The sequence below is a fragment of the Imperialibacter roseus genome (assembly GCF_032999765.1).
Classification (GTDB): Bacteria; Bacteroidota; Bacteroidia; order Cytophagales; family Cyclobacteriaceae; genus Imperialibacter; species Imperialibacter roseus.
On record NZ_CP136051.1, the window covers coordinates 3,881,192 to 3,904,279 of the forward strand.

At 46.0% G+C, this 23,088-nt stretch carries 24 protein-coding genes; 18 read left to right on the forward strand and 6 right to left on the reverse strand.

Annotated elements, in window-relative coordinates; translation table 11 throughout:
• The first annotated feature begins 86 nt into the window (after positions 1–86).
• From pdxA to RT717_RS16275, 12 genes are all read left to right on the forward strand, one after another.
• Positions 87–1,121 carry a 4-hydroxythreonine-4-phosphate dehydrogenase PdxA gene (gene pdxA / locus RT717_RS16220; protein ID WP_317487427.1) on the forward strand — a complete coding sequence of 345 codons (1,035 nt, stop codon included), beginning with the start codon at positions 87–89 and terminating at the stop codon, positions 1,119–1,121.
• A 179-nt stretch (positions 1,122–1,300) separates the two neighbouring features.
• Positions 1,301–1,849 (forward strand): YceD family protein, encoded by a 549-nt coding sequence (locus RT717_RS16225; RefSeq protein WP_317487428.1) that lies wholly within the window; start codon positions 1,301–1,303, stop codon positions 1,847–1,849.
• 19 nt (positions 1,850–1,868) lie between these two features.
• The gene (rpmF, locus tag RT717_RS16230) at positions 1,869–2,060 is read left to right on the forward strand and encodes a 50S ribosomal protein L32 (RefSeq protein ID WP_317487429.1); all 192 of its coding nucleotides are present in this window, start codon (positions 1,869–1,871) and stop codon (positions 2,058–2,060) included.
• Positions 2,061–2,098: 38 nt separating this feature from the next.
• Positions 2,099–3,040 carry a phosphate acyltransferase gene (locus tag RT717_RS16235; protein WP_317487430.1) on the forward strand — a complete coding sequence of 314 codons (942 nt, stop codon included), beginning with the start codon at positions 2,099–2,101 and terminating at the stop codon, positions 3,038–3,040.
• A gap of 12 nt (positions 3,041–3,052) precedes the next feature.
• Positions 3,053–4,051 (forward strand): beta-ketoacyl-ACP synthase III, encoded by a 999-nt coding sequence (locus RT717_RS16240; RefSeq protein ID WP_317487431.1) that lies wholly within the window; start codon positions 3,053–3,055, stop codon positions 4,049–4,051.
• A 30-nt stretch (positions 4,052–4,081) separates the two neighbouring features.
• Positions 4,082–4,645, forward strand: a complete 564-nt coding sequence (efp, locus tag RT717_RS16245) for an elongation factor P (protein WP_317487432.1) — start codon at positions 4,082–4,084, stop codon at positions 4,643–4,645.
• Positions 4,646–4,764: 119 nt separating this feature from the next.
• Positions 4,765–5,235 carry an acetyl-CoA carboxylase biotin carboxyl carrier protein gene (gene accB, locus RT717_RS16250; RefSeq protein ID WP_317487433.1) on the forward strand — a complete coding sequence of 157 codons (471 nt, stop codon included), beginning with the start codon at positions 4,765–4,767 and terminating at the stop codon, positions 5,233–5,235.
• Positions 5,236–5,294: 59 nt separating this feature from the next.
• A complete protein-coding gene (accC, locus tag RT717_RS16255; RefSeq protein WP_317487434.1) occupies positions 5,295–6,641 on the forward strand; it encodes an acetyl-CoA carboxylase biotin carboxylase subunit in 1,347 nt (448 codons plus the stop codon).
• A gap of 126 nt (positions 6,642–6,767) precedes the next feature.
• Positions 6,768–7,520 (forward strand): SDR family NAD(P)-dependent oxidoreductase, encoded by a 753-nt coding sequence (locus tag RT717_RS16260; protein ID WP_317487435.1) that lies wholly within the window; start codon positions 6,768–6,770, stop codon positions 7,518–7,520.
• A gap of 205 nt (positions 7,521–7,725) precedes the next feature.
• Entirely contained in the window at positions 7,726–9,435 is a 1,710-nt protein-coding gene (locus RT717_RS16265; protein ID WP_317487436.1) for an IlvD/Edd family dehydratase, read from the forward strand.
• A 214-nt stretch (positions 9,436–9,649) separates the two neighbouring features.
• The gene (locus RT717_RS16270; protein ID WP_317487437.1) at positions 9,650–10,414 is read left to right on the forward strand and encodes an SDR family NAD(P)-dependent oxidoreductase; all 765 of its coding nucleotides are present in this window, start codon (positions 9,650–9,652) and stop codon (positions 10,412–10,414) included.
• A gap of 83 nt (positions 10,415–10,497) precedes the next feature.
• The gene (locus RT717_RS16275) at positions 10,498–11,136 is read left to right on the forward strand and encodes a hypothetical protein (RefSeq protein ID WP_317487438.1); all 639 of its coding nucleotides are present in this window, start codon (positions 10,498–10,500) and stop codon (positions 11,134–11,136) included.
• A 68-nt stretch (positions 11,137–11,204) separates the two neighbouring features.
• On the opposite strand, the gene RT717_RS16280 is transcribed toward RT717_RS16275, so the two are convergent.
• Entirely contained in the window at positions 11,205–11,342 is a 138-nt protein-coding gene (locus tag RT717_RS16280; RefSeq protein ID WP_317487439.1) for a hypothetical protein, read from the reverse strand.
• 40 nt (positions 11,343–11,382) lie between these two features.
• On the opposite strand from RT717_RS16280, the gene RT717_RS16285 reads away from it, so the two are divergent.
• Both RT717_RS16285 and RT717_RS16290 read left to right on the forward strand, forming a co-directional pair.
• Positions 11,383–11,718 carry a nucleotidyltransferase family protein gene (locus RT717_RS16285; protein WP_317487440.1) on the forward strand — a complete coding sequence of 112 codons (336 nt, stop codon included), beginning with the start codon at positions 11,383–11,385 and terminating at the stop codon, positions 11,716–11,718.
• The gene (locus RT717_RS16290; RefSeq protein WP_317487441.1) at positions 11,687–12,031 is read left to right on the forward strand and encodes a HepT-like ribonuclease domain-containing protein; all 345 of its coding nucleotides are present in this window, start codon (positions 11,687–11,689) and stop codon (positions 12,029–12,031) included. The genes RT717_RS16285 and RT717_RS16290 overlap by 32 nt, the downstream gene beginning before the upstream one ends.
• Positions 12,032–12,077: 46 nt before the next feature.
• Here the strand turns inward: RT717_RS16290 and RT717_RS16295 are convergent, their stop codons facing one another.
• Together RT717_RS16295 and RT717_RS16300 are read right to left on the reverse strand one after the other, a co-directional pair.
• On the reverse strand, positions 12,078–14,471 hold the full coding sequence (locus RT717_RS16295; protein ID WP_317487442.1) for an ABC transporter permease: 2,394 nt from the start codon (positions 14,469–14,471) through the stop codon (positions 12,078–12,080).
• 146 nt (positions 14,472–14,617) lie between these two features.
• A complete protein-coding gene (locus RT717_RS16300; protein WP_317487443.1) occupies positions 14,618–15,631 on the reverse strand; it encodes a helix-turn-helix domain-containing protein in 1,014 nt (337 codons plus the stop codon).
• Between the two features lie 106 nt (positions 15,632–15,737).
• Between RT717_RS16300 and RT717_RS16305 the strand changes: the two genes are divergently transcribed.
• The 4 genes from RT717_RS16305 (at position 15,738) to RT717_RS16320 (ending at position 18,878) form a co-directional block, all read left to right on the forward strand.
• Positions 15,738–16,874 carry an FAD-dependent monooxygenase gene (locus tag RT717_RS16305; RefSeq protein ID WP_317487444.1) on the forward strand — a complete coding sequence of 379 codons (1,137 nt, stop codon included), beginning with the start codon at positions 15,738–15,740 and terminating at the stop codon, positions 16,872–16,874.
• Positions 16,875–17,118: 244 nt separating this feature from the next.
• The gene (locus RT717_RS16310) at positions 17,119–18,300 is read left to right on the forward strand and encodes an alpha/beta hydrolase-fold protein (RefSeq protein ID WP_317487445.1); all 1,182 of its coding nucleotides are present in this window, start codon (positions 17,119–17,121) and stop codon (positions 18,298–18,300) included.
• Positions 18,297–18,650: a DUF6883 domain-containing protein gene (locus RT717_RS16315; RefSeq protein WP_317487446.1), complete on the forward strand. Its 354-nt coding sequence runs from the start codon at positions 18,297–18,299 to the stop codon at positions 18,648–18,650. The genes RT717_RS16310 and RT717_RS16315 overlap by 4 nt, the downstream gene beginning before the upstream one ends.
• Positions 18,651–18,653: 3 nt before the next feature.
• Positions 18,654–18,878 (forward strand): DUF4926 domain-containing protein, encoded by a 225-nt coding sequence (locus RT717_RS16320; protein ID WP_317487447.1) that lies wholly within the window; start codon positions 18,654–18,656, stop codon positions 18,876–18,878.
• Between the two features lie 5 nt (positions 18,879–18,883).
• On the opposite strand, the gene RT717_RS16325 is transcribed toward RT717_RS16320, so the two are convergent.
• From RT717_RS16325 to RT717_RS16335, 3 genes are all read right to left on the reverse strand, one after another.
• Complete coding sequence (locus RT717_RS16325) at positions 18,884–19,936, reverse strand: formylglycine-generating enzyme family protein (RefSeq protein WP_317487448.1); 1,053 nt, start codon at positions 19,934–19,936, stop codon at positions 18,884–18,886.
• A 358-nt stretch (positions 19,937–20,294) separates the two neighbouring features.
• Positions 20,295–21,194 (reverse strand): endonuclease/exonuclease/phosphatase family protein, encoded by a 900-nt coding sequence (locus RT717_RS16330; protein WP_317487449.1) that lies wholly within the window; start codon positions 21,192–21,194, stop codon positions 20,295–20,297.
• A gap of 300 nt (positions 21,195–21,494) precedes the next feature.
• Entirely contained in the window at positions 21,495–22,862 is a 1,368-nt protein-coding gene (locus RT717_RS16335) for a sulfatase family protein (RefSeq protein ID WP_317487450.1), read from the reverse strand.
• Positions 22,863–23,088: the final 226 nt, after the last annotated feature.

The following is a 23,088-nucleotide window of genomic DNA, read 5'->3' on the forward strand; positions in this document are numbered from 1 at the left end:
TGTGTGGAAAGGTTACACATTACTCAATCCCTGAATGAAAAACCCAAACGCAGGCCAAATAACTGAAATTTTGTAGGATAAATCGGATGGATAAGTCAAAGAAAAATAAACCTGTTGTTGGCATCACCCTTGGAGATATTAATGGGATTGGTCCTGAAGTCATCATAAAGGCCCTTGAAGACAGCAGGATATTGAAGTTTATGACGCCCGTCATTTATGGTTCTTCCAAAGTTGTGTCCTATTACAGAAAGGCGCTCGACCTGAGCGACTTCAACTACCACCAAATTAAGGATCTGGGCCAGCTCTTTCATAGAAAAGTAAATGTTTACAACCTGTGGGAGGAAACCGTTGAGATCAAAATGGGGGAGGAAAATGAGACAGGAGGTAAGTATGCGTTTCTTTCCCTGAAGGCGGCAGTGGCCGATTTGAAGGACGGAAAGATTGACGCTGTAGTGACAGCGCCCATTTCTAAAAATAATATTCAAAGCGAAGAATTTAAATTTCCAGGGCACACCGAATACCTGGCCGAAACCTTTGGCGTAAAGGATCACCTGATGCTGATGGCTGGCGACAAAATGAAAATTGGGCTGGTTACGGGGCATATTCCTTTGAAAGCAGTGGTTTCAGCACTGGGCAAGGAGCTTATCCTTAAGAAGCTTTCGGTGCTTGACAGTACATTGAAAAAAGACTTTGGCATCAAGAAGCCAAGGATAGCTGTGCTGGGGCTCAACCCTCATGCGGGAGAAAATGGCTTACTCGGCAACGAAGAAAGAGACGTGATTTCGCCAGTGCTTAAAGAATGGAAAGAGAAGGGCAATCTTGTTTTTGGCCCGTTCCCCTCAGATGGGTTTTTCGGCACTCTGATGCATGCAAAATATGATGGCGTACTGGCCATGTATCACGACCAGGCGTTGATCCCGTTTAAGACCCTTTGCTTTGAAACCGGCGTTAACTACACAGCAGGTTTGCCAGCTGTTCGTACTTCTCCTGACCACGGCACCGCCTACAGCCTTGTAGGGAAAAATGAAGCCTCTGAATCATCTATGCGGGAAGCTATCTTCATGGCCGCAGACATTGTGAAGCAGCGGAGGGTGAACGATGGTGAAGAAACGGAAGATTGATTTTTGATGACTTGATAACCTTACCGCTTTTAAATAGGCCTCGGTAAAAACTAAATCGGTGCCAGAAACCGTTCTAAGGGGGTGCGAGATATTTTCTATTTAATTCATGAACGTCGTTTTATTAATTACGGCTTTATTCATATCTTTGCGGTCTTTATTGAATACAGAGTGAGTTTGAGATGGCAAAAAGTCCCTTAAAACCGTTTGAAATAGAGATTCAGGGGCTTTCTCTTGACCAGCATTCATTTGACTTCAGCTTTGACAATCAATTGTTTGAGGCATTCGAAGGGTCATTGATTGAAAAAGGCAAGGGAAGTGCTCATGTTGAGCTTTTGAAATCTGAAACAATGATGACTTTGTCATTCGAGGTTGAAGGTTCGGTCGAGCTTATATGCGACAGAAGCCTGCGCCCGTTCGACTATGAGCTGGACATCAGGCAGGAGTTGATCATTAAGTTTGGAGACGAGTTTACTGAATTGGACGACGATATTGTAGTGATTCCGAGAGAAACACAGTATTTGAATGTCGCTCAATATATATATGAGTTCATTTCGGTGGACGTTCCGATGAAAAAGCTTCATCCGGAATTGGTGACTGAAGAAGACGAAGACTACGGGGTTGAAGGATCGTTGATTTATCAAACCTCTGCCGAGCAGGAGCAAGACGACGACACAGAAGAGAACGTCGATCCACGCTGGGAGGCGCTGAAAAAATTTAGAAACAATTAATTGTTAATACGAAGTAAAAATGGCACATCCAAAACGAAGACATTCGACCGCTAGACGTGATAAGAGAAGGACTCACTATAAAGCTGAAGCCAAAAGCTACGTGGTATGTCCTACAACAGGGGAATTTCACCTGCCGCACAGAGCCTTCTGGCTTGAAGGCAAGCTTTACTACAAAGGCAAAGTGATCATGGAAAAAGAGGTGTTGGCATAAGCTAACCCCTCTTTTGGTTCCAAACCAACACATCGTGCATGAAAATAGCTGTTGACGCAATGGGAGGCAATCTTGCCCCTGATCATGTTGTCATTGGAGCAGCCCAAGCCCTGAAGTCCTTTACTGAAGCCGATTCATTGGTTCTTCTGGGCGATAAAAGCGTTATTCAGGCGTCATGCGAAAAACTTCAAATCTCCCATCAACTATTTGAGCTTCACCACGCTCCTGAAGTTATTGGCATCGATGAGCATCCTACCAAGGCCCTGGCTCAAAAGCAGCATTCAAGCATTGCAGAGGGGTTTCATTTACTGAAAAATAAGGAAATAAGGGCTTTTTGCGGGGCCGGCAACAGCGGAGCCATGCAAATGGGTGCCCTTTTTTCAGTCAAGCCTATTGAAGGGGTGATTCGGCCAAGCCTGGCTGGGCTTGTACCAAAGGAAGACGGTGGCTATGCACTACTGCTTGACACCGGCGCCAATACCGACGTTCGGCAAGACGTTCTTCTCCAATTCGGCGAGCTGGGCTCAATTTATGCGGCGAACATGATGGGCATTGAAAACCCCAGAGTAGCACTATTGAACCTTGGCAAAGAGGAAGGAAGGGGGACCCTGTTTACCCAGGCGGCCTACCAGCTATACAGCGGTAGTTCCAAAGTGAATTTTATTGGAAATATTGACGGTAGCGACCTCTTCAATAATAAGGCTGACGTGATAGTCTGTGATGGCTTTACTGGCAATGTGGCGTCAAAAATGATTGAGGCTTTTTACGATCTTCTGAAGAAACGTAATTTCCTCGATGACTTTTTCACAAGGTTTAATTACGAAGCCGTTGGAGGAAGTCCTATATTGGGAGTTAATGGGAATGTGGTCGTTGGCCACGATGCCTCCAGCCCTGAGGCAATTAAAAACATGATTTTACTTGCATACCGAATGGCGGAAACCAATTTTTACCAAAAAATAAAGGTCGCCTTCGGAGATTAAACAACTACTAATATGACCAAAGTCCGGGCAGGAATAACGGGGATTCAAGGATACGTTCCAGATTATATATTGACCAATAAAGAGCTGGAAACCATAGTAGAAACTACAGACGAGTGGATCACCTCCAGAACCGGCATCAAAGAAAGGCATATCCTGAAAGGCGAAGATCAGGGAACCTCCGTAATAGGCATTGAGGCTGTGAAGGGGTTGCTGAAAAAGACCAACACCGACCCTTCGGAAGTAGATTTGGTGATCTGCGCCACTACCACTCCTGACATGTTGTTCCCCGCCACAGCCAACATCATTTGCAATGCGGTGGGAATAAAAAATGCTTTCAGCTACGATATTCAGGCTGCTTGCTCTGGGTTTCTCTTCGCCCTCACTACAGGATCACAGTTTATCGAAACGGGAAAATACAAAAAGGTAATCGTGATAGGAGCCGACAAAATGTCCTCTATTATCGACTACTCCGACAGAACCACCTGCATTATTTTTGGCGATGGTGGTGGTGCAGTGATGCTTGAGCCAACAACTGATGGCACAGGCATCATCGACGCTGTTCTTCACTCCGACGGGTCGGGCGAGCCGTTTTTGCACATGAAGGCCGGTGGCAGTCGCAAGCCTGCTACCGCAGAAACAGTGCTTGCAGGCGAACACTACGTGTACCAGGAGGGGGCTACCGTCTATAAATTCGCAGTGACCAATATGGCCGAGGTGGCTGCCGAAATTATGGAAAGAAACAGCCTTACGTCAGACAACGTCGACTGGCTGGTACCTCACCAGGCCAATAAACGTATAATAGATGCCACCGCCAAGCGAATGGGCGTTGGCGAAGAGAAGGTGATGCTCAATATTCAAAAATACGGCAACACCACTAGCGGCACCATTCCATTGTGCCTGTGGGATTACGAAAAACAATTGAAAAAAGGGGACAATCTGGTGCTAGCCGCTTTTGGTGGTGGGTTTACCTGGGGATCAGTTTATGTTAAATGGTCCTACGATTCTAAATAATAGCTTCAACATCAATATTGACAATATTTTATGGCAACTACAGCTGACTTTAAAAATGGTCTGTGTATTGAGTATAACGGCGAACTTCATGTCATTACCGAGTTTCAACATGTGAAACCAGGTAAGGGCCCTGCCTTTGTCCGCACCAAGCTCAAAAACATCAAAACCGGCAGAGTGATTGACAACACTTTCAATTCGGGTGTGAAAATTACAACTGCAAGAGTGGAGAACCGACCTCATCAGTTTCTTTATAAAGATGACCTGGGCTACAACTTCATGGACAGCTCTACTTTTGAGCAGGTAATTCTTCAGGAAGAGATGATCAGCGCTCCACAATTCCTGATGGATGGGCAAGGTGTCGACATTCTGGTACATGCTGAAACCGAAACACCACTGTCTTGCGAATTGCCTGCACACGTAGAAGTGACTGTCGTTTATACAGAGCCGGGTCTCAAAGGAGACACGGCCACTAACACATTGAAACCCGCCACTATAGAAACCGGTGCGACCATAAAAGTACCCCTGTTTATCAATCAGGACGAACGAATAAGAATCGATACAAGAACCGGCGAATACTACGAAAGAGTGAAATAGTAGCTATTCCATGTACGGCAGGTATTTCGAAAATATTCCACTAATTTAGTTATTGGTTAACCCAACAAAATCTATTAGCCATGGCAGAAAAGCAGTCGAGGCCCAATAAAAACGAACCTATGAAAGCGAAAGAAATTCAGGATCTGATCGATTTTATCTCCAAAAGCGGACTTGAGGAAGTTAATATCGAAACAGAAGAGTTCAAGATCAAAGTAAAGCGCAATAGCGATGCACCACGCATCGTAGAACAGGTAGCAGCAGCCCCAGCTTCAGTAGCATCAGCTCCGGCACCTGCACCAGCCGCAGCTCCGGCAGCTCCAGCTCCGAAATCTGGCAATGACGAAAGCAAATACCTTACAATCAAATCTCCGATGATTGGCACTTTTTACCGCTCTCCTAACCCTGAAACAGACGTATTTGTAAAGGTTGGTGACAAAGTGAAATCAGGGCAACCTGTTTGTATTATTGAAGCCATGAAGCTCTTCAATGAAATCGAATCTGAAGTTTCCGGAACCATCGTGAAGGTATTGGTAGACAACGCTAGTCCGGTAGAATATGATCAACCATTATTCCTAGTTGACCCTTCATAAGGCCAGCATTTGAGGAGTATTGAAGTCATATTTATTTGTCAGGATAAACCCAAATTATTGTGTTCAAAAAGATATTAATAGCCAATAGAGGAGAAATCGCCCTGAGAATCATAAGAACCTGCAGGGAGATGGGTATTAAAACGGTGGCCGTTTATTCCACAGCCGACAAAGACAGCCTGCACGTGAGGTTTGCTGACGAGGCCGTTTGCATAGGCCCTCCGCCTAGTGCCAAGTCGTACCTGAAAATGCCCAATCTGATTTCAGCGGCTGAAATTACCAATGCCGACGCCATTCACCCCGGCTATGGTTTCCTTTCTGAAAACGCTGAATTTTCACGCATTTGTCAGGAATATGGCATCAAATTCATCGGTGCCACTCCCGAGATGATCAACTCAATGGGAGACAAAGCCACGGCCAAAGACACCATGAAAAAGGCTGGCGTACCCATTATCCCCGGATCTGAGGGTCTGTTGGATTCAGTGGCGCAGGGTAAAAAATTGGCAGCCGAAGTAGGCTACCCGGTGCTATTGAAGGCTACTGCTGGCGGTGGTGGTCGGGGTATGCGCCTGGTGAAGCAAGAGTCAGAATTTCAAAAAGCCTGGGACGATGCGAGAATGGAATCTGCAGCTGCTTTTGGAAACGACGGTCTCTATCTCGAAAAGTTTGTTGAAGAACCACGCCATATAGAAATTCAAATTGTTGGAGACAGCAGAGGCAGAGCCTGCCACCTTTCGGAGAGAGATTGCTCTATTCAGCGCCGCCACCAAAAGCTGGTAGAAGAAACCCCCTCTCCTATTGTATCTCAGGAGCTGAGAGAAAAAATGGGTGCAGCGGCCATTGCTGGTGCCGAGGCTATAGGTTACGAAGGAGCAGGTACCATTGAGTTTCTTGTAGACAAACATGGAGATTTCTACTTCATGGAAATGAATACCAGGATTCAGGTGGAGCACCCAATTACTGAAGAGGTCACAGATTTTGACCTCATCAAAGAGCAGATTCAAGTCGCTGCCGGGGTGCCTATTTCCGGCAAGAACTACTTCCCGAAACTTCACTCAATGGAGTGTAGAATCAACGCTGAAGACCCAGGAAACGGATTCCGCCCAAGTCCTGGTAAAATAACAAACCTTCACCTGCCAGGTGGGCACGGTGTGAGAGTGGACAGCCACGTGTATGCGGGCTATACCATTCCACCTAACTACGACTCCATGATTGCCAAGCTCATTGTGTCAGCCCAAAGCCGTGAAGAAGCGATTACCAGAATGAAAAGGGCTTTGTCGGAGTTTGTGATTGAGGGAATTAAGACCACCATTCCATTCCACATTAAGCTGATGGACGACCCGATCTTCAAGTCAGGCAAGTTCACCACGAAATTCCTGGAAGATTTCGATTTCAGTGATTTAAAGTAAAAAACTTCGCAACCCGAAGTATTCAGAACCCGAAGCACAATGTTTCGGGTTTTTTTTTATGGTTTTCAAGCTAACTGTGCAAAGTGGTTATGCATATAGCGGGGAAAATCTTAAGTTTAATATTACATGGAAAGATTTGAAAATCAGGTAGCCATTGTCGCTGGCGGAGCCAGAGGGATTGGTAAAGGAGTAGCCAAAAGATTGGCCTCAGAAGGTGCAACAGTTGTGATACTTGATGTACTTCAAAAAGAACTGGATGCCACTGTAAAGGAACTTACAGGCAATGGATTGAAGGTATCCGGAGAAATAGTGGATGTAACCTCTGAGAAAGAAATACAGACCCTCGTTCAAAAAGTGGTAGCTGCCAATGGTCGGTTGGATGTGATGGTCAACTGTGCTGGTATTGTGGGGGAAACCAATGTGAAAATTGGCGACTACACCACCGATATATTCGACAAGGTGATTGCTATCAACCTGAGAGGTGCGTTTCTGCTTACCAAGCATGCTATCGCTCCCATGGTAAAGGCAGGCTATGGCAGAATTCTTCATGTGACCTCCATTGGTGGCAAGGAAGGCAACCCGGGCATGATGGGCTATGCAGCAAGCAAATCAGGACTAATTGGACTGGTGAAAGGAGCTGGAAAAGAATATGCGGAATCAGGCATCACCGTAAATGGCATTGCCCCAGCTGTAATTGCTACGGAGTTTAATGAAAACACCGACCCAGCAATGTTGAAGTACATGACCGATAAGATACCTATGAAGCGCATGGGAACCATCGAAGAGGTGGCGGCCCTCTCCTGCTGGATCGTATCGAAAGAGGCAAGCTTCAATACTGGGTTTGTCTTTGACATTAGCGGCGGACGAGCGACGTATTGAGGAGGAAGGAAGGAGACGGAAGACCGAAGTCGGGAGAAAGAGGTTGGGAGACGGGAGACCGAAGACAGGAGATAGGAGACAGGAGACCGAAGTTGGGAGACGGAGAACTCGCCTGACTACAGGCGGAACTAGAGAAGAATATTGAAAAACCCAAAAAGGAAGTCATTATATAGAAGAAAAAAAACACCTACAATTACTTACCTACATGAAAAAATTACGCAGCCAGAACTGGTTTGGCAAAAAGGGAAAAGACGGGTTCATCTACAGAGCCTGGATGAAAAATCAGGGTACTCCGCACGACGAGTTTGAAGGAAAGCCGGTGATAGGCATATGCAACACGTGGTCGGAGCTGACTCCTTGCAACGGGCACTTCCGGGACCTGGCTGAATCTGTAAAAAAAGGAGTTTGGGAAGCTGGTGGCTTTCCTCTGGAGTTTCCTGTGATGTCACTCGGTGAGACATTGATCAAACCCACTGCGATGCTCTACCGCAACCTTGCCAGCATGGATGCAGAAGAAAGCATCAGGGCTAACCCCATCGACGGTGTAGTGCTGCTGGGTGGTTGCGACAAAACAACGCCCTCTATCCTCATGGGTGCTACTAGTGTCGACCTGCCCACCATTTTCGTTTCAGGTGGCCCTATGCTCAACGGAAAGTACCGGGGAAGAGACATTGGCACCACCGACATCTGGCGCTTTAGCGAAGCTAACCGCCGTGGTGAAATGAGCCAGGACGAGTTCATGACAGCCGAAGCCTGTATGTGCCGCAGCCAGGGCCATTGTGCCGTGATGGGCACCGCCTCTACGATGGCCTGTATGGTGGAGTCGCTTGGACTTACCCTGCCAGAGAATGCCGCTATTCCCGCTGCAGACTCCAGAAGAAAGGTATTGGCTCAAATGAGTGGCCGCCGGATTGTGGAAATGGTGAAGGAAGACCTCGTAGTTTCCAAAATCCTAACCCGGGAAGCGTTTGAAAACAGCATCATGCTGAATGCTGCGGTGGGCGGTTCTACCAACTTTGTGATTCACCTGTTGGCCATTGCCGGCCGTGCTGGTATCAAACTGGATCTTGAAGACTTCGATAAATTCTCTTCCAAAATACCGCTACTCGCCAACCTGCAACCTTCCGGACAGTTCATGATGGAAGAGTTTTTCTATGCAGGCGGCTTACCTGCCGTTATCAAAGAACTGCTGCCACTGATCAACAAGGATGTGCTGACTGTTACCGGTAAAACGATGGCAGAAAACGTGGCCTACTCTGAAAATTTTAATGACAAAGTGATCGCTTCGGTGGCCAAACCTTTCAAAAAAGACTCTGGTATAGCAGTGGTAAAAGGCAACCTGGCTGAAAATGGTGCCATTATCAAACCCAATGCTGCAACACCTGCTTTGATGGTGCACAAAGGCAAAGCCGTAGTATTTGAAGACATCGAGGATTTCAAAGCGAAAATTGACGATCCTGCTCTGGAGGTAGATGAAACCTGTATTCTGGTGTTGAAGAACGTAGGCCCTAAGGGCTATCCTGGTATGCCGGAAGTAGGCAATATGGGCATGCCTAAAAAGTTACTTGATAAAGGAGTCACGGACATGATCCGCATTTCCGATGGGCGCATGAGTGGCACGGCTTTCGGAACGGTGATTTTGCATGTGTCTCCTGAATCGGCTGCTGGTGGCAACCTGGCATTGGTAGAAAATGGTGATCTTATTGAGCTGGACGTACCTAAAAGAAAGCTGCAATTGCACGTGACTGACGAAGTGCTAGCTGAACGGAAAAAGAAGTGGAAAGCACCTGACCTGGGTTACGACCGTGGGTATGTGAAGCTGTATATTGACCATGTCGAGCAATCGCACCTGGGCACTGACCTGGACTTCCTGAGAGGCAAGTCTGGCAAAGAGGTGAAGAGGGATTCGCATTAGACACGATCTTTTCTGATCCTTTACCCCGACCCTAAAAGGAGGGATCAGAAAACCCACCTTTATGCCTGGAGGGTTGCAAAGAAGAATGTCAGTCTGAGCCTGTCGAAGACGGTTTTTGAGCCCTAAAAAATGTGTTTTCAATACGCTATACTTCGACAAGCTCAGTATGACATTCCGTTTGTGATAAAATTTAATCCATTAACACCCTTTTGAAATGGATCAATTATTCAAGGACAAAGTTGCCATCATCACCGGTGCCGGGATCGGCATCGGCTTCGAAATAGCCCGGCAGCTGACCCAGCGTGGCGCCAGCGTGGTACTCAACGATATTGATGAAAAGGTGGCAAAGCAGGCCGCAGACACTATTACGAAAGAAGGCGGCAAGTGTGTGCCATTTGCGGGCGATTCCAGCACCCTTGAAACAATACAAGGACTTATTGGAAAGGCAGTTAGCGTCTACGGGAGGCTCGACATGGCCATCGCCAATGCTGGCATCACCACGTTCGGTAAGTTTTTAGACTATCAGGTGGAAAGTTTCCAGCAGATTTGCGCCGTAAACTTGCAGGGTACCTTCTTTTTAGCACAACAGGCAGCACTTCAGTTTATCAAACAAAAGTCCGAAGGGCGAATTTTGCTTATGTCCTCTGTGACAGGTCATCAGTACCATCCTGACCTGGCAGCCTACGGCATGAGCAAAGCTGCTATTCAGTTTATGGCTAAAACGCTTGGTGCCGAGCTTGGCCCGAAGCAAATAACAGTGAATGCCATTTCACCAGGTGCCACCATCACCGAGCGAACGCTGGCCCTCGATGAAAACTACATGGATATGTGGAACAGCATTACCCCAACAGGCAGAGCAGCTACTGTGCAAGACATCGCCAACGCAGCTTTGTTCTTGCTATCTCCTAACTCAGGACAAATTACTGGGCAGACGCTGGTGGTGGACGGAGGGTGGACGGCGGTCAGTCCGCCGCCTTGAAGTAGCATTTGGGCGAAATATGCATTATAAATTATCTATGCGTTGACATCTCCTTCGAAGGGTCTTTTTTTCGAAAAAAAAATATGAAAAAGGTAACTCAAATTCTCTGGCTGACTTTTTTATTTATCTCTGCAAATGCATTCTGTCAGGAATCCTCAATTACCTACATAATTATCCAAAAGGAAACCCTGCACAACATTAAATGCAGCATCGACATTAGACTATCTGACAAAATTTCTGAAGGTGAGTTGAAGCGTTTAGCCTTAAAAATTAAAGCAGATTTGGGTCAAGAATTCGAACGAATATTCATAGTCTATTACCTACCCAATATGGAGGTTGGGGCTGGCGGATGGGCTACTACCCATTTCAATCCGACACTTGAGGTGAGAATCAATGGTCTAACGAAAGCTGAAGAAGCAAAACTTATTCAAGGAAGTGGCGGTGTCGATAGAAGGGACATAATAGGAATATGGTTGAACGAATCTCCTTTCATGGGTTCCTTGATGACTCTCTATCGAAAAAATGGGGCCGTCTACTTGGAAAATAAGTTTAAAGATGGCAGCGAATCAGTGGACGAGATGAAAGTCGAAAAAGTTGGAAATGAGAGTCGATATACTGTAAAGGGAGACAATCCCTTTGGGGAATATTATCGAATAAACGCCAAAGGAGATATTGAAATGTGTGATAAAGAGGGTGTACTGTTTACAGCTAAGAAAAAATGATGTCGACTAACCTATCGAGTACTATCACTCCCTCGCAAAAATCTACTTTGGCAGCGGCGCATGGACACCTACATTTCATTTAAAAGTTTAGTGATATTCAAATCTACCACCACCATACTGAGCATCCATGCGTCCACTTGCGAGAGGCCCTTTTCTTTTCTCAGGAATTTGATCATTTCATTCTCCGACATGTAGGTGCTGTTCATCCAAAATGGATTATTCGAATCACTTCACTACCTTTATTACATGTTCATTGTTGACTACATATCCAACAGAGAGAAGGAGTTCAGTAAAATTTGCTCAAAAAACCATGTGAGCAAGCTCTATGCTTTTGGCTCGTCAGTGAACAACAAGTTCAACAGGGAGAAGAGCGATATTGATCTGCTCGTACAAATAGATGAAGCTGACCCAGTCATAAAGGGAAGCCTGCTGCTTGATTTTTTGGAAGATGCTGAGCTTTTTTTTGGCAGACGAGTTGACATGCTCACCGATCAGCCGATCAAGAATAAAATACTGGCGGAAAACATTGAACGTACTAAAGTGCTGATCTATGACAGAGAAAAGCAAAAAGTACCTGCTTGACATTCTTAACTCAATAGCCCTTGTTGAGGAATTCGTTAAGGAATGCAAAAGCTTCGACATCTACATTCAGGATTCAAAGACTAAAAGTGCAGTTGAAAGGCAACTTGGAATTATTGGTGAGGCCGTCAATCTATACCAAAAGTCTGCACCCAATTACCCGCTAGAAAACAACTCAAAAATCATCACTTTCCGGAACTGGCTTATTCATGCCTATGATGCCATCGATAACACAACTGTTTGGGCAGTCATTCAAATTCACTTGCCAATTCTGAAAGAAGAAATTCGCATTCGGTTAAGAGAAGTCAACAACTAAGGGAATGAAAAGTGATGCCACTAGCTTTCGCTGTGGGCACCTCCCCTCACTCATACCTCAGCGCATCTACCGGATTGGCTTTAGCGGATTTAAGCGTATGGTAGCTGATTGTCGCCAGGGCAATGGCGACGGCAATGACCATCGACACAATAAAAACCACTGGGTTGATGTCGATGTGATAAGCAAAGTTATCCAACCACCTGCCAAGAAAAAGCCATGCAAGCGGCGTCATGATCACAAAGGCTATCAGAATGAGTAACACAAAGCTTTTGCTCAGGCCAAACATGATATTGATCACCGAAGCGCCCAGCACTTTCCTGATACCTATTTCCTTGATCCTCCTCTCGGTAGTGATGGCAGCCAAACCAAACAGCCCCATACAGGCGATAAGGATGGCCAACACGCCCATGATAGTCACCACAGCGCTCATTTGTTTATCGGAGCGGTAGAGCTCCTCAAAATGAGCATCCAGAAAGGTGTACTCCAGTGGAAACCTGCCAACATGTTTCGTCCACACTTCGTCCAGTTCCTTAAGGGCTACGTCAATGTTTTGTCCATTGATTTTCACTGACATTTCCTGATAGCCCCATTCAGGGTGCACCACCATCGACAGCGTGTTAACAGCATAATGCAACGAATTGAAGTTGAAATCTTCGGTCACTCCGATAATTGTTCCCAGCGAGTCGTTGTGAAACCATCCGTGGCCCGCCTTCGCTCCAATTGGCTGAGACAAATTCAGGTCTTTGGCCAGCGACTCATTGATGATGAACGACATGCCATTGTCTTGTGCATATTCCTTCGAGAAACCTCTCCCTTCTTTCAGTTTTATGCCAAATACTTCAAGGAAATCGTAATCCACATTCACATTGGAAGGTGTAATATCCATTACTCCTGAATCCGACTTGTACTTAAAGCCCCACTGGTGAAAATTGTTGCCCAGTCGCTGACCGGAGGCCGTTACGCCAAGAATGTCGGTTTGGTTGAGCAAGTCACTTTTGATCAGGTCAAACTTCTTGTTAGCATCCCCATTCAGGCTTACCTGCACAATGTGATCCTTATCGAAGCCAATGTCTTTGTTTTGCATGAAGCTGAGCTGCTGCAACACCACGAAGGTGCTCACAATCATGGCCAATGCCAGACCAAACTGCACTACTATCAGCGAGTTTCCCAGCCACGACTTACCACTCTTTACATTTGCTCCTTTAATGATGCTGACGGTCTTAAATGAGGCCATAAAAAGTGCGGGGTAAATCCCACCAATCAACCCCAACATCAAAGTAATGAAGAAAAGCCCGCCCCAAAATGAGGGTTGCCCAAGGTAGGAAAGCAAGCTCAGCTCCCTGCCAATCAGTGTATTCAAAAAGGGAATAAGGAGGAGATCCAGGAACAGCGCCAGGAACAACGCCAGAAAAGCCAAAATGGTTGACTCAATAAGGAATTGAGAAAATAGCTGACCTTTTTTGGCTCCAATTGACTTGCGGATACCCACTTCTTTGAATCGGTAGGAGGCCCGAGCTGTGACCAGATTGGTAAAGTTGACTCCCGCAATGAGTAGTATGAAAATTCCAACCAGCTCAAACGTGCCAATGTACTCGCCATTGAATTTTCGGTAGTCGTGGTAGTCGTGCTCAATATCTATGGAGCCCAAATGCACATCTGTCAATGGCTGCAAAAATAACTTGTAGTAGTCCAGAATATTTTCACCACCATGCTTAAGGAGAAAATCGTTGAACCCGGCAGACATCTCCTCTACGTTTGTACCCGGGTGCAGCTCAAGGTAGGTCACCATCCAGTTACTGCCCCAGGCGGTATTAAGGCCCGGATTGTCTTTGACGATGGTTGCCATCGAAACAAGCACCTCGAATTGCAAATGTGAGTTTTCGGGCACATCCTTCATTATCCCGGTAATCTTGTATGACTTATCGCCCCACGTCACCACCTCCCCCATCACGTCTTTTCTCTCAAAAAGCTTCATCGCTAACCCCTCAGTTACTACCATGGTAAGTGGGTCGTTCAACGCATTTTCCCTATCACCCTCAACTACGCCAAAGTCAAACATCCGGAGAAAAGTGCTGTCCACATTGGCTCCCATTTTAACTTTTATCTTTCTTTCACCCACCTCAAGCAGCATATTGTCGTTTCCCATGAACCGGGCATACCGCTTCACCTGAGGGAAATCCTGCTGCATGAACGGCCCCATGCCCGGCATAGAAAGGGCCACTTTTTGAGTGTTGGTACCAGGAAAGCTCTGAATCTCATCGAGCCGGTAAATGTTTTCCTTTAGCGAATGGAATTGATCGAAGCTGGTTTCATCCTGAATAAACAGGTAGATGACGATGGACGCCGCCAACCCAATAGCCAGGCTGAAAACGTTAATGAAACTAAAGAGCTTTTGCTTGAGAAGATTGCGAAAAGCAATGAGGAGGTAGTTTTTGATCATGGAAGGGATTGATTAGTTATTGAAATTTACTCGCTTCTAATCAAATGGTTACATGGTTAAGGCCTTTTGACACTTCTTTTACACTCTTTTTACATAACCTGTCCTCAACAGGCAACACTTGAGGGCTTGGAAAGCTCAGCAAAACTCTAGAGGCTCGCCTTCCATTGCTCAGGAGTCACCCCAGTCCATTTCTTAAAAGCTTTAAAGAAAGAGTTGGGGTCAGAAAACCCACATTCAAAAGCAATTTCTTTTAAGCTTAGTTGGTCGTTGCGGAGCAGTTGGCAAGCCAATGCTTTTCTCGCCCGGTCAATCACCTGCTGGAAGTTTGTTTGCTCACTACGTAGCTTCCGCTGCAAGCTTCGCTCGCTCAACGAGAAATGGTCGGCTGCCACTTTTAAGTCGGGGGTGTTTTTGATACTTTTCTTTATATAAGCCTCAAGCTGGCTACTGAATAACTCTTGCTCTCGCCCTTGCCGGGCATTCTGCTCAAGGTACTGTTTCAAATGCTCCCACAGCTGTGGGTTGGCGAATGGCAATGGTCGAAGAAAAACATCCGCTTTGAACACCAGGGTACAACCGTCGCCCATCAACGGGTCAACGCCTACAGTTCTCCTCATTACCTTCCGCTCAGGTCCGGGCAACTCGTAAGGAAGGGTAAGCGACACAGGCTCGGCAATTTCAGCATCGAACCACTCTTTTACTATCCTCATCATTCCATAAAGAAACATTTCGATAGCCACTTGAAAAGGGCGTTGTTTCCAAAGGCCCGGCTCTGTTGTAGTTATTGTGGAGGCAATGTACTCCCCCCTCCTTTCAATGGATGGGCTAAAAATGCTATTTAGCTTACCGTAGTATTTGTAAAACGCCTCAGACACATTCTGCAGTGTTGGGCTCACCTGCACCAGCTGACCCAGTGCACCCAGCATATTAATTTGCCCCAACGAAAAGTGCTTATACTCAATATCGAAGGCCATTTGCCCATCGGGGTAATGTGTAGCCACGTGGTCAATGATCCGAAAGAACATTTCAGCGGGTATCATGTCGTCGGTGGGCAACGACTCCAGCAAAATGTAATCCGGAGAATTTTGCAACAAATGACCATACCCAGCCACCTCTACCTTCTTCATCAGGTGCTTTACAATATTGGCTGATATCATCATGGGCGTCAATTTAACTACTTTGTCGTGATTGGCAAGTGCTTTGGCGGGTTTGGAACATTCCAGCACTGCTCTTTGCCGTAAAATTGCATAACCAAATTATTAAAACATGAAGGCAGTAATAGCAGGTGGCGGAATAGGTGGGTTAACGACCGCCATCGCACTGGAAAAGCTCGGGCACGAAGTAGAAGTATATGAAGCAGCATCGGAGTTCAAATCTGTGGGCGCCGGTCTTGGTCTGGCAGCGAATGCTGTCAAAGCATTTGACCATCTGGGCCTGAAGGGCGAAGTGCTTGCCGCAGGTCAGCTACTTCCCAGCGCAAAACTTTTGACCAAAGAGGGAGCTGTCATTACTCAGGTAGATTCACTAAAAATAAGCGCAAAATATGGTGTTGATAACTTTGCTATTCACCGTGCCGACCTGCACGCAGTATTACTCAAAAACCTTAAGAAAACTAAACTCGTCACCGGAAAAAAAGCGGAGATCTGCAGTGAAAGCGCATCTGGCGTCGAAGTAAAGTTTACTGACGGAACCTCAGCCTCCGGCGATTTTTTAATAGCCGCTGACGGCATTCACTCCCAAATAAGGAGGCAGTTTTTACCAAAGTCGGCACCACGGTATGCCGGCTACACCTGCTGGAGAGCTGTGGTTCCGCAACCCAAAAAACGGATAGAGTTGCCTTCAGAAACATGGGGAGAAGGCGCACGATTTGGCATCGTTCCATTGAAGGATGATAGGATTTACTGGTTTGCCTGCCTCAACGCAAGGCAACATGACCTGTCGGTGCGGAACTTCAAAAAAGGAAACCTCCTATGGCACTTCGACGACTTCCATGAACCAGTGGCAGAGCTGATCCAGCGTGCAGCTCAGGAAGACATCATCTGGGGTGACATCATCGACCTGGCTCCGATCGATAAGTTTGCTTTTGGTAAGGTGCTGCTAGCAGGCGATGCAGGTCACGCTACCACACCCAATATGGGACAGGGGGCCTGCCAGGCGATTGAAGATGCAGCGTTTCTTTACTCGATCCTGCGAGGCGGCGGAACCATTGAGGAGAAATTCCGTCGATTCGAAAAGGTCAGGAAGCCACGAACCAAAAAGATCGTCGAAAACTCATGGCGAATAGGTCGGGTGGCTCAATGGGAAAAGCCCTGGGCAGCCGGGCTGCGCAACAAGCTATTTAGTATGGTTCCACAAAGCGTTCAGGAAAAGCAGCTGTCGTTTTTATACGAGGTGGAGTTCTAGGTGCAGGGCAAACGCATTTAAAACAAAAAGGAGTTAAATTTTTTTCAAAGCTTTTTTTTACCCCGACCCTTAAGGGTGAAACAGCTTTGAAATTCATCTTTCCCTTTAGGGCTAGGGTAAAAAGAAGAATTTCGAAGCCAAATGGTTTTAAATGCGTTTGCCCTGGTTCTAGGTATATGTAAGTGAACTGTTTGGGAAACATTTAGTATATTCATCTGCAATAGTCAAGGCATAAACAGGTGTATTGAAACTTCTTCTACCTATTTTCATATCGCTTGTGTCAATCAAGGCATTGGCGCAAGAGGGAGGCACTGATATTGTTATCGGAAAATCGCACGTCATTCATTCCAAAATCCTGAATGAAAAACGGCACTATGCCGTATATCTTCCTGATGGCTATAGTAATAAGTCTTCTCATCCGAAGAACTATCCCGTGATGTATGTGCTGGATGGTGAAAGTCACTTTCACAGTGCAAGCGGCATTGTTGATGTCAGGTCACCGTTTTACCTCCCACAAATGATCGTCGTAGCGATTGGCAACACCGATAGGTGGCGGGATTTGACACCCACCAGCAACGATTCGTTGGCGGGAAGTCCAAATAGTGGAGTAAAAACCACCGGTGGCGGGGAGGCGTTTCTTAAGTTTATCGAGAAAGAGTTGGTTCCTCATATTGAAGAAACCTATCGAACAACTCCATACAGGCTATTTGTAGGCCATTCACTTGGCGGGTTAACGGCTTTATATTCTGCCTATTTCCAGCCGAAATTATTCAACGCCTATATTGTGATCGACCCGAGTCTGCAGTGGGATCATTTCCTGATGCTAAAAAAATTTGAGGAGGAAGCAATGCAAACAAAACTCGCCAACAAATCTTTTTTTATTAGCGAGTCAAAAAGAAAGCCCGAGGAGAATCCTGCCTTTCCAGAATTCTATACCGCATTTGATAAAATGCTCGATATATTTCGTGCTTCTAAAACGCCAGGATTGAGGTGGAGACACGAAGAATACAAAAGCGAAACCCATGGTTCTGTACCCCTTTTGGCTGAAATTGCGGGGCTGGACTTTATTTTCGACAACTACCGAATCAACATCGAGTCGGACAGCCCGGAAGCAGCAAAATTAAAAACGCACTTTGAGCGGTTCTCCGAAGATCTCCATTTTTCATTTCCACCACCTGAAGTAGTCGTTAACGTCATGGCCTACAACTTTATGGTTCGAAAAGAATACGACAAGGCACTTGAATGCTACCTCTTGAATATTGAAAACTATCCTAAAAGCAGCTCCGCTTATCTGACAGTCGGCGACATATACCGGGACAAAAAAGGAGATCGGAAAAAGGCCCTGGAATATTACGAAAGATACCTGAAAATTAATCCTGGTGCGACTATGGTGAAAAACCGGATCAGATCATTAGGTCAACAATGACTAACTTTCCTCTGAAATTATTACCTAACCATAAAAACGCAATTGTTTCCGAAAGAAAGCTGCGGGAATATTGTTTGAATAAAGACCACCCTACCGGTAAATATAAAGCGAGAGTTTTTGAAGCAGTATTAGGCCTTACAGAAGACGATGTTGGAGTACTTATCAATGCAATTCTTGAGGGCATTGCTATATCTGAAGTTCATGAAAAGTTAGCAGACAAGTTTGGTAGGCGCTATTCCGTTCCAATCAATATACGTATCTTTGATAAAGAAGCGCTGTTGATTACGGGTTGGATAATTCCAAATAGTGAACAATTTCCAAAGCTTACATCCTGTTACTTAAAAGTATAGGTAATGAAAAAACCAAAAATAAAACTACTGGACACCGTTGCGCTCGTTAAAGATATGCCTGAGTTTGGTCTGGTGTCGGGGCAGGTTGGAACCGTAGTTGAGGTTCACAACAGTTCAGCCTTTGAAATTGAATTTGCGAACTTGAAGGGCGAGACAATTGCAGAAATACCCCTTGCAGCAAACGATATTATGCTACTTCACTACGAAAAAGAGCTGGCAAATAGTTAATTTTTCTAAATATCCTTCACACACCTGAATCCTGTATGGTTGAGTCCTGAGTCGTGGCTAGAGCTCATGCGGCGGGCTACCCGGTAGCCGCTGCAATAACTGTCGTTGCACAGAAAAGAACCGCCCCGCACCACATGCTTTTCAGCATAGGGCTCGTTGGGATCGTAGAAGGAATCCGGGCCTTTTGGGTTTTCCACTTTTCCCTGCTCCTCAGCCATTTTGTAGGCTTCCTCGTGGTATTTGTCGGAACACCATTCCCATACGTTGCCAGCCATATCATACAGTCCGTAGCCATTGGCCGGAAAAGACTTCACTGGCGCCGCCCCAAAAAAACCGTCTTTTTCTTCGTTGTCGTAGGGAAAAAAGCCCTGCCAGAAATTGGCTTTTGTGAATGCCGTCTCCACTGATTCATTACCCCACGGGTATTTCGCACCTTCCTGGCCTCCCATCGAGGCCCACTCCCACTCCGCTTCAGTGGGCAATCTCTTGCCAGCCCATTCTGCGTATGCCAGGGCATCGTCGTAAGCGATGTGCACAACAGGAAAATTCATTTTCCCTTCAAGCGACGACGCTGGGCCTTCCGGGTGCTGCCAGTTGGCGCCAATCACCCACTCCCACCACTGGCTGTAGTCTCTGAGGTTGACAGGCCCCGCAGTAGCCCTAAAAACCAGGGAGCCGGGTGCCAGAATGGAATCAGCAGGCTTGGGCGTACCTGGAGGTAACTGCTTCGCCATTTCTTCCCAGTCAATAGCTCTCTCGGCAATAGTGACATAACCCGTGGCGTCAACAAATGCTTTGAACTGCGCATTGGTTACCTCATGCTCATCCATGAAAAAGGCAGAAACCTCTACCTGATGATTGGGGTACTCATTGGGTGAAGCCTGATCCGATTTACCGCCCATTGTAAAGGCGCCAGATGGGATGAAGACCATTTCTTCCGGTGCATCGGCGGAAGACCCTGCCTGTGGCTTACTAGCAGAAGAAGTTTTGCTTGTTGGTGTAGAACAGGAAAAAAGCACTCCTGCGGTCAGAATAGAGATCCAAAGCTTGTTAATCATTAAAGAGCATATTTTACAGTGGGCAAATTAAGAAATATAACCGACCCAGCCGGGCCAGTTATTGAACTTTGTGAAACGGTTTGTCGGTAGCAATATTGGTTAGAAAAGTTTTACTCGGAGCGTGTTATAACAATTTATTCTCACGAGAGACTTCATCCGTTTAGCGGATCATGTATGCAACGGTAATGCTGGCCTAAGTCGTACATTTTTTTGGCTTAGTCAGCGTTATACCACAGGAGACTGGACGTATGCTTCTATTGAAAACAATCATATTTGGTTTTGGAGAAAAGGCAGCCACGGCGAGGGTATTGCTGAAAACAACACTGGCCAAATATGCCCAATATGCAAAGCCCCAATTTCATAAATCCAGATCCACTATAACCGGCAAATGATCAGACAGAATCAAAGCTGTATCCGTGGTAATGATCTCAGCCCTTGTAACTTTTTTTGCTACACCCTTAGTGGCAAAAACGTAATCTAATCGTCTTTTATCCCCATGTTCACCTTCCTTTTCTATCAACGTTGGAAAGCTACCAGAAAATTCATAACCGGAAGCTCGCCTGCTGGCCTCAAGGTCAATTAATCCAAAATCCAATACCTGCTGAATTACTGAGTAGTCCAGCTGACCATTATTCAGGTTTTTTTCATTGTACAGTGAATCTCGTTCACCAAAAAATGGTTCCAGCCTTCCATGTGTATAGTAAACAGAGTCAAGTGGAGAAAACGTGTTAAAGTCACCTGCAAGGATTACTTTCGAATCTGCGGGTAATGATTCAATGTTCTGAAGAATCTGATCTATTTCAACCTTTCTGGTTTGCCAGTTGGAAGGATGCAAATGAATTACATAAACATAAATTCCTTGTATCCGCACTCGCATCAATCCATGATGAAAGCCTTCCCGGATTCGCTGAATGTCTTCAATAGGATACTTTGATGTGATTCCCGTTGGAAACCCTTCCTCCTTTAGTAATACGCTGTATGGATGCCCATAACTTTTAGCATCTTCAGCTAATTTCTCCTCCGTATATTCGTTGAGCTCTTGAAGTGAGACAATATCAGGCTGTTGCTCATTCATCCAGTCAATCCAGGTCTTCTTTCTCTCAGGCACCTCTGTGAAACCGTACCACACGTTGTAGGTGATTAACCTTAAATTTTGGGATGATGCATTTCCGTCCTTTCTATCAGATTTGCAGGAATAGAAGAATACAAAAATGGCTGAAAAGCCTGCCGTTAGTATAATCTTAAAATACTTATCCATTTTTAAGGGGGTCTTAATATTGTTCAATACCAAAACGAAAGAATGTCGAATTTGGGGGTATGCCGTCCGTTTCAGCATCCAAACTTCAAAAAGTCCTTTCAAAACCTCTTATTGCCTCCGTTGAATACTTAAAACTGATGTAATTTGTCAAGAAAGAAAAAGGAAAGGATTGCAAATACAATCCCTTTCCTTTTTAAAAATTTTTATTTCTGCTATGAAACTGAACACCGAAATTGAACCAGATGCTTAAAGTATCCCACTCCAGTTACTAAATCAATCCCCTGCAGCATCAGTACAACCTTATTTGCTTTCGCTTGACAATGACTCACCAATACGCTTTTCCAACTGGTTGAGCACGGGCTCCACTCCAGCCTCATGCTTGGCTACCATCTCTTCTATTTCCTTTGCCATTTGAGGGTTTTCTTCTATCACGTCATATTTTTCTGAGGGATCGACTGACAGATTAAATAGTTGATATTTTGTCAGTTTCTCCAGCTTCTCAGGGTACCCCGCCGGATTATTCTTATAGAAGTACAGCTTGTAATCGCCTTTCCTCGCAGCGAATATCCGCTCCTGATGGTAGTAGATCATTTCATTTCTTGGAGACGAAGCGCCTGCTTTTAACACTGGCGACAGGTCGTAGCCGTCGTAGGTCCGATCTTGCGGCAGACCGACACCCGCAAGGGCGGCAAAGGTTGGCAGGATATCCAGCGTGCTGCCAATACCCGACACCACGTTTGGTTTGACAGTGCCCGGCCACCAGAAAATGGCAGGCTCCCGCTGGCCTCCCTCGTAACTAGTTCCCTTAGCACCATAAAGGGATCCTGAGCTGCCTCCGTGGCTATTGAAAAGCACCCATGGCCCATTGTCGGAGGTAAATACTACGAGTGTGTTTTTGTCAATGCCCAGTTTTTTCAAAGTCTCCACAATCTGGCCGGCGCTCCAGTCAATTTCTTCTATCACGTCTCCGTAAAGACCCCGTTCGCTTGTACCTCGAAACTCATCGGAGGTAAAAAGTGGCACGTGGGGTAGGTTGTGCGCCAGGTACAGGAAGAAAGGCTTGTCTTTGTTATCGGTGATAAAATTGACCGCTTCTTCGGTGTATCTTTTCGTTATCGTATTTTGATCAGCAGGTCTTTCGACGATCTCCTCGTTGCGCATAAGCGGCACATTGAAATTCTCGATCTTTGGATCCATGAAAACCTTCCTTGAATCACCGCCTTCTACCGAAACCCTGTCCATATCGTTGCTGTAAGGGATACCAAAGTAAGAATCAAAGCCATGACTTGTGGGTAAATACTGAGGCAGGTGCCCCAAATGCCACTTGCCTACTGCTGCAGTGGCATATCCTGCACTCTTCAACGCCTTGGCAATGGTGATCTCAGTTTGTGGCAAGCCACCATCCGAGTCTGGGAAGAGTACCCAGCGTTTGTTGCTGGTCATCCCATTGCGCACAGCATACCTTCCCGTGAGTAAACAAGCCCTGGAGGGTGTACATACGTTTGCTGCCACGTAGAAATTTGTCCACTTCTGGCCTTCGTAAGCCATCTTGTCCAAATTGGGCGTTTTGATGGTGGGGTGGCCGTAAACGCCAAGATCACCGTAGCCCATGTCGTCAGCGAAGATGATGACGAAGTTGGGTTTCTCCCCCGGTTCAGCTCTCGTCAATGATTCGCTTTCCGGAGTGCACCCTGCGAACGATAACATTAAGGTAAATCCGACAAGCAGGCGTTTAACTAAAACACTATTTGGCCGTTGTATCATATCCTTTAGGAATCTCTGAACTGAAAATTATACATTAAAGCCTTCTTCATCAAACCAGCACTGATGATAGCAGGTGCTGATTCAAAAATGAATGCAACTATAGCAGGGGTTTGGCACTGCCAAAATGCCT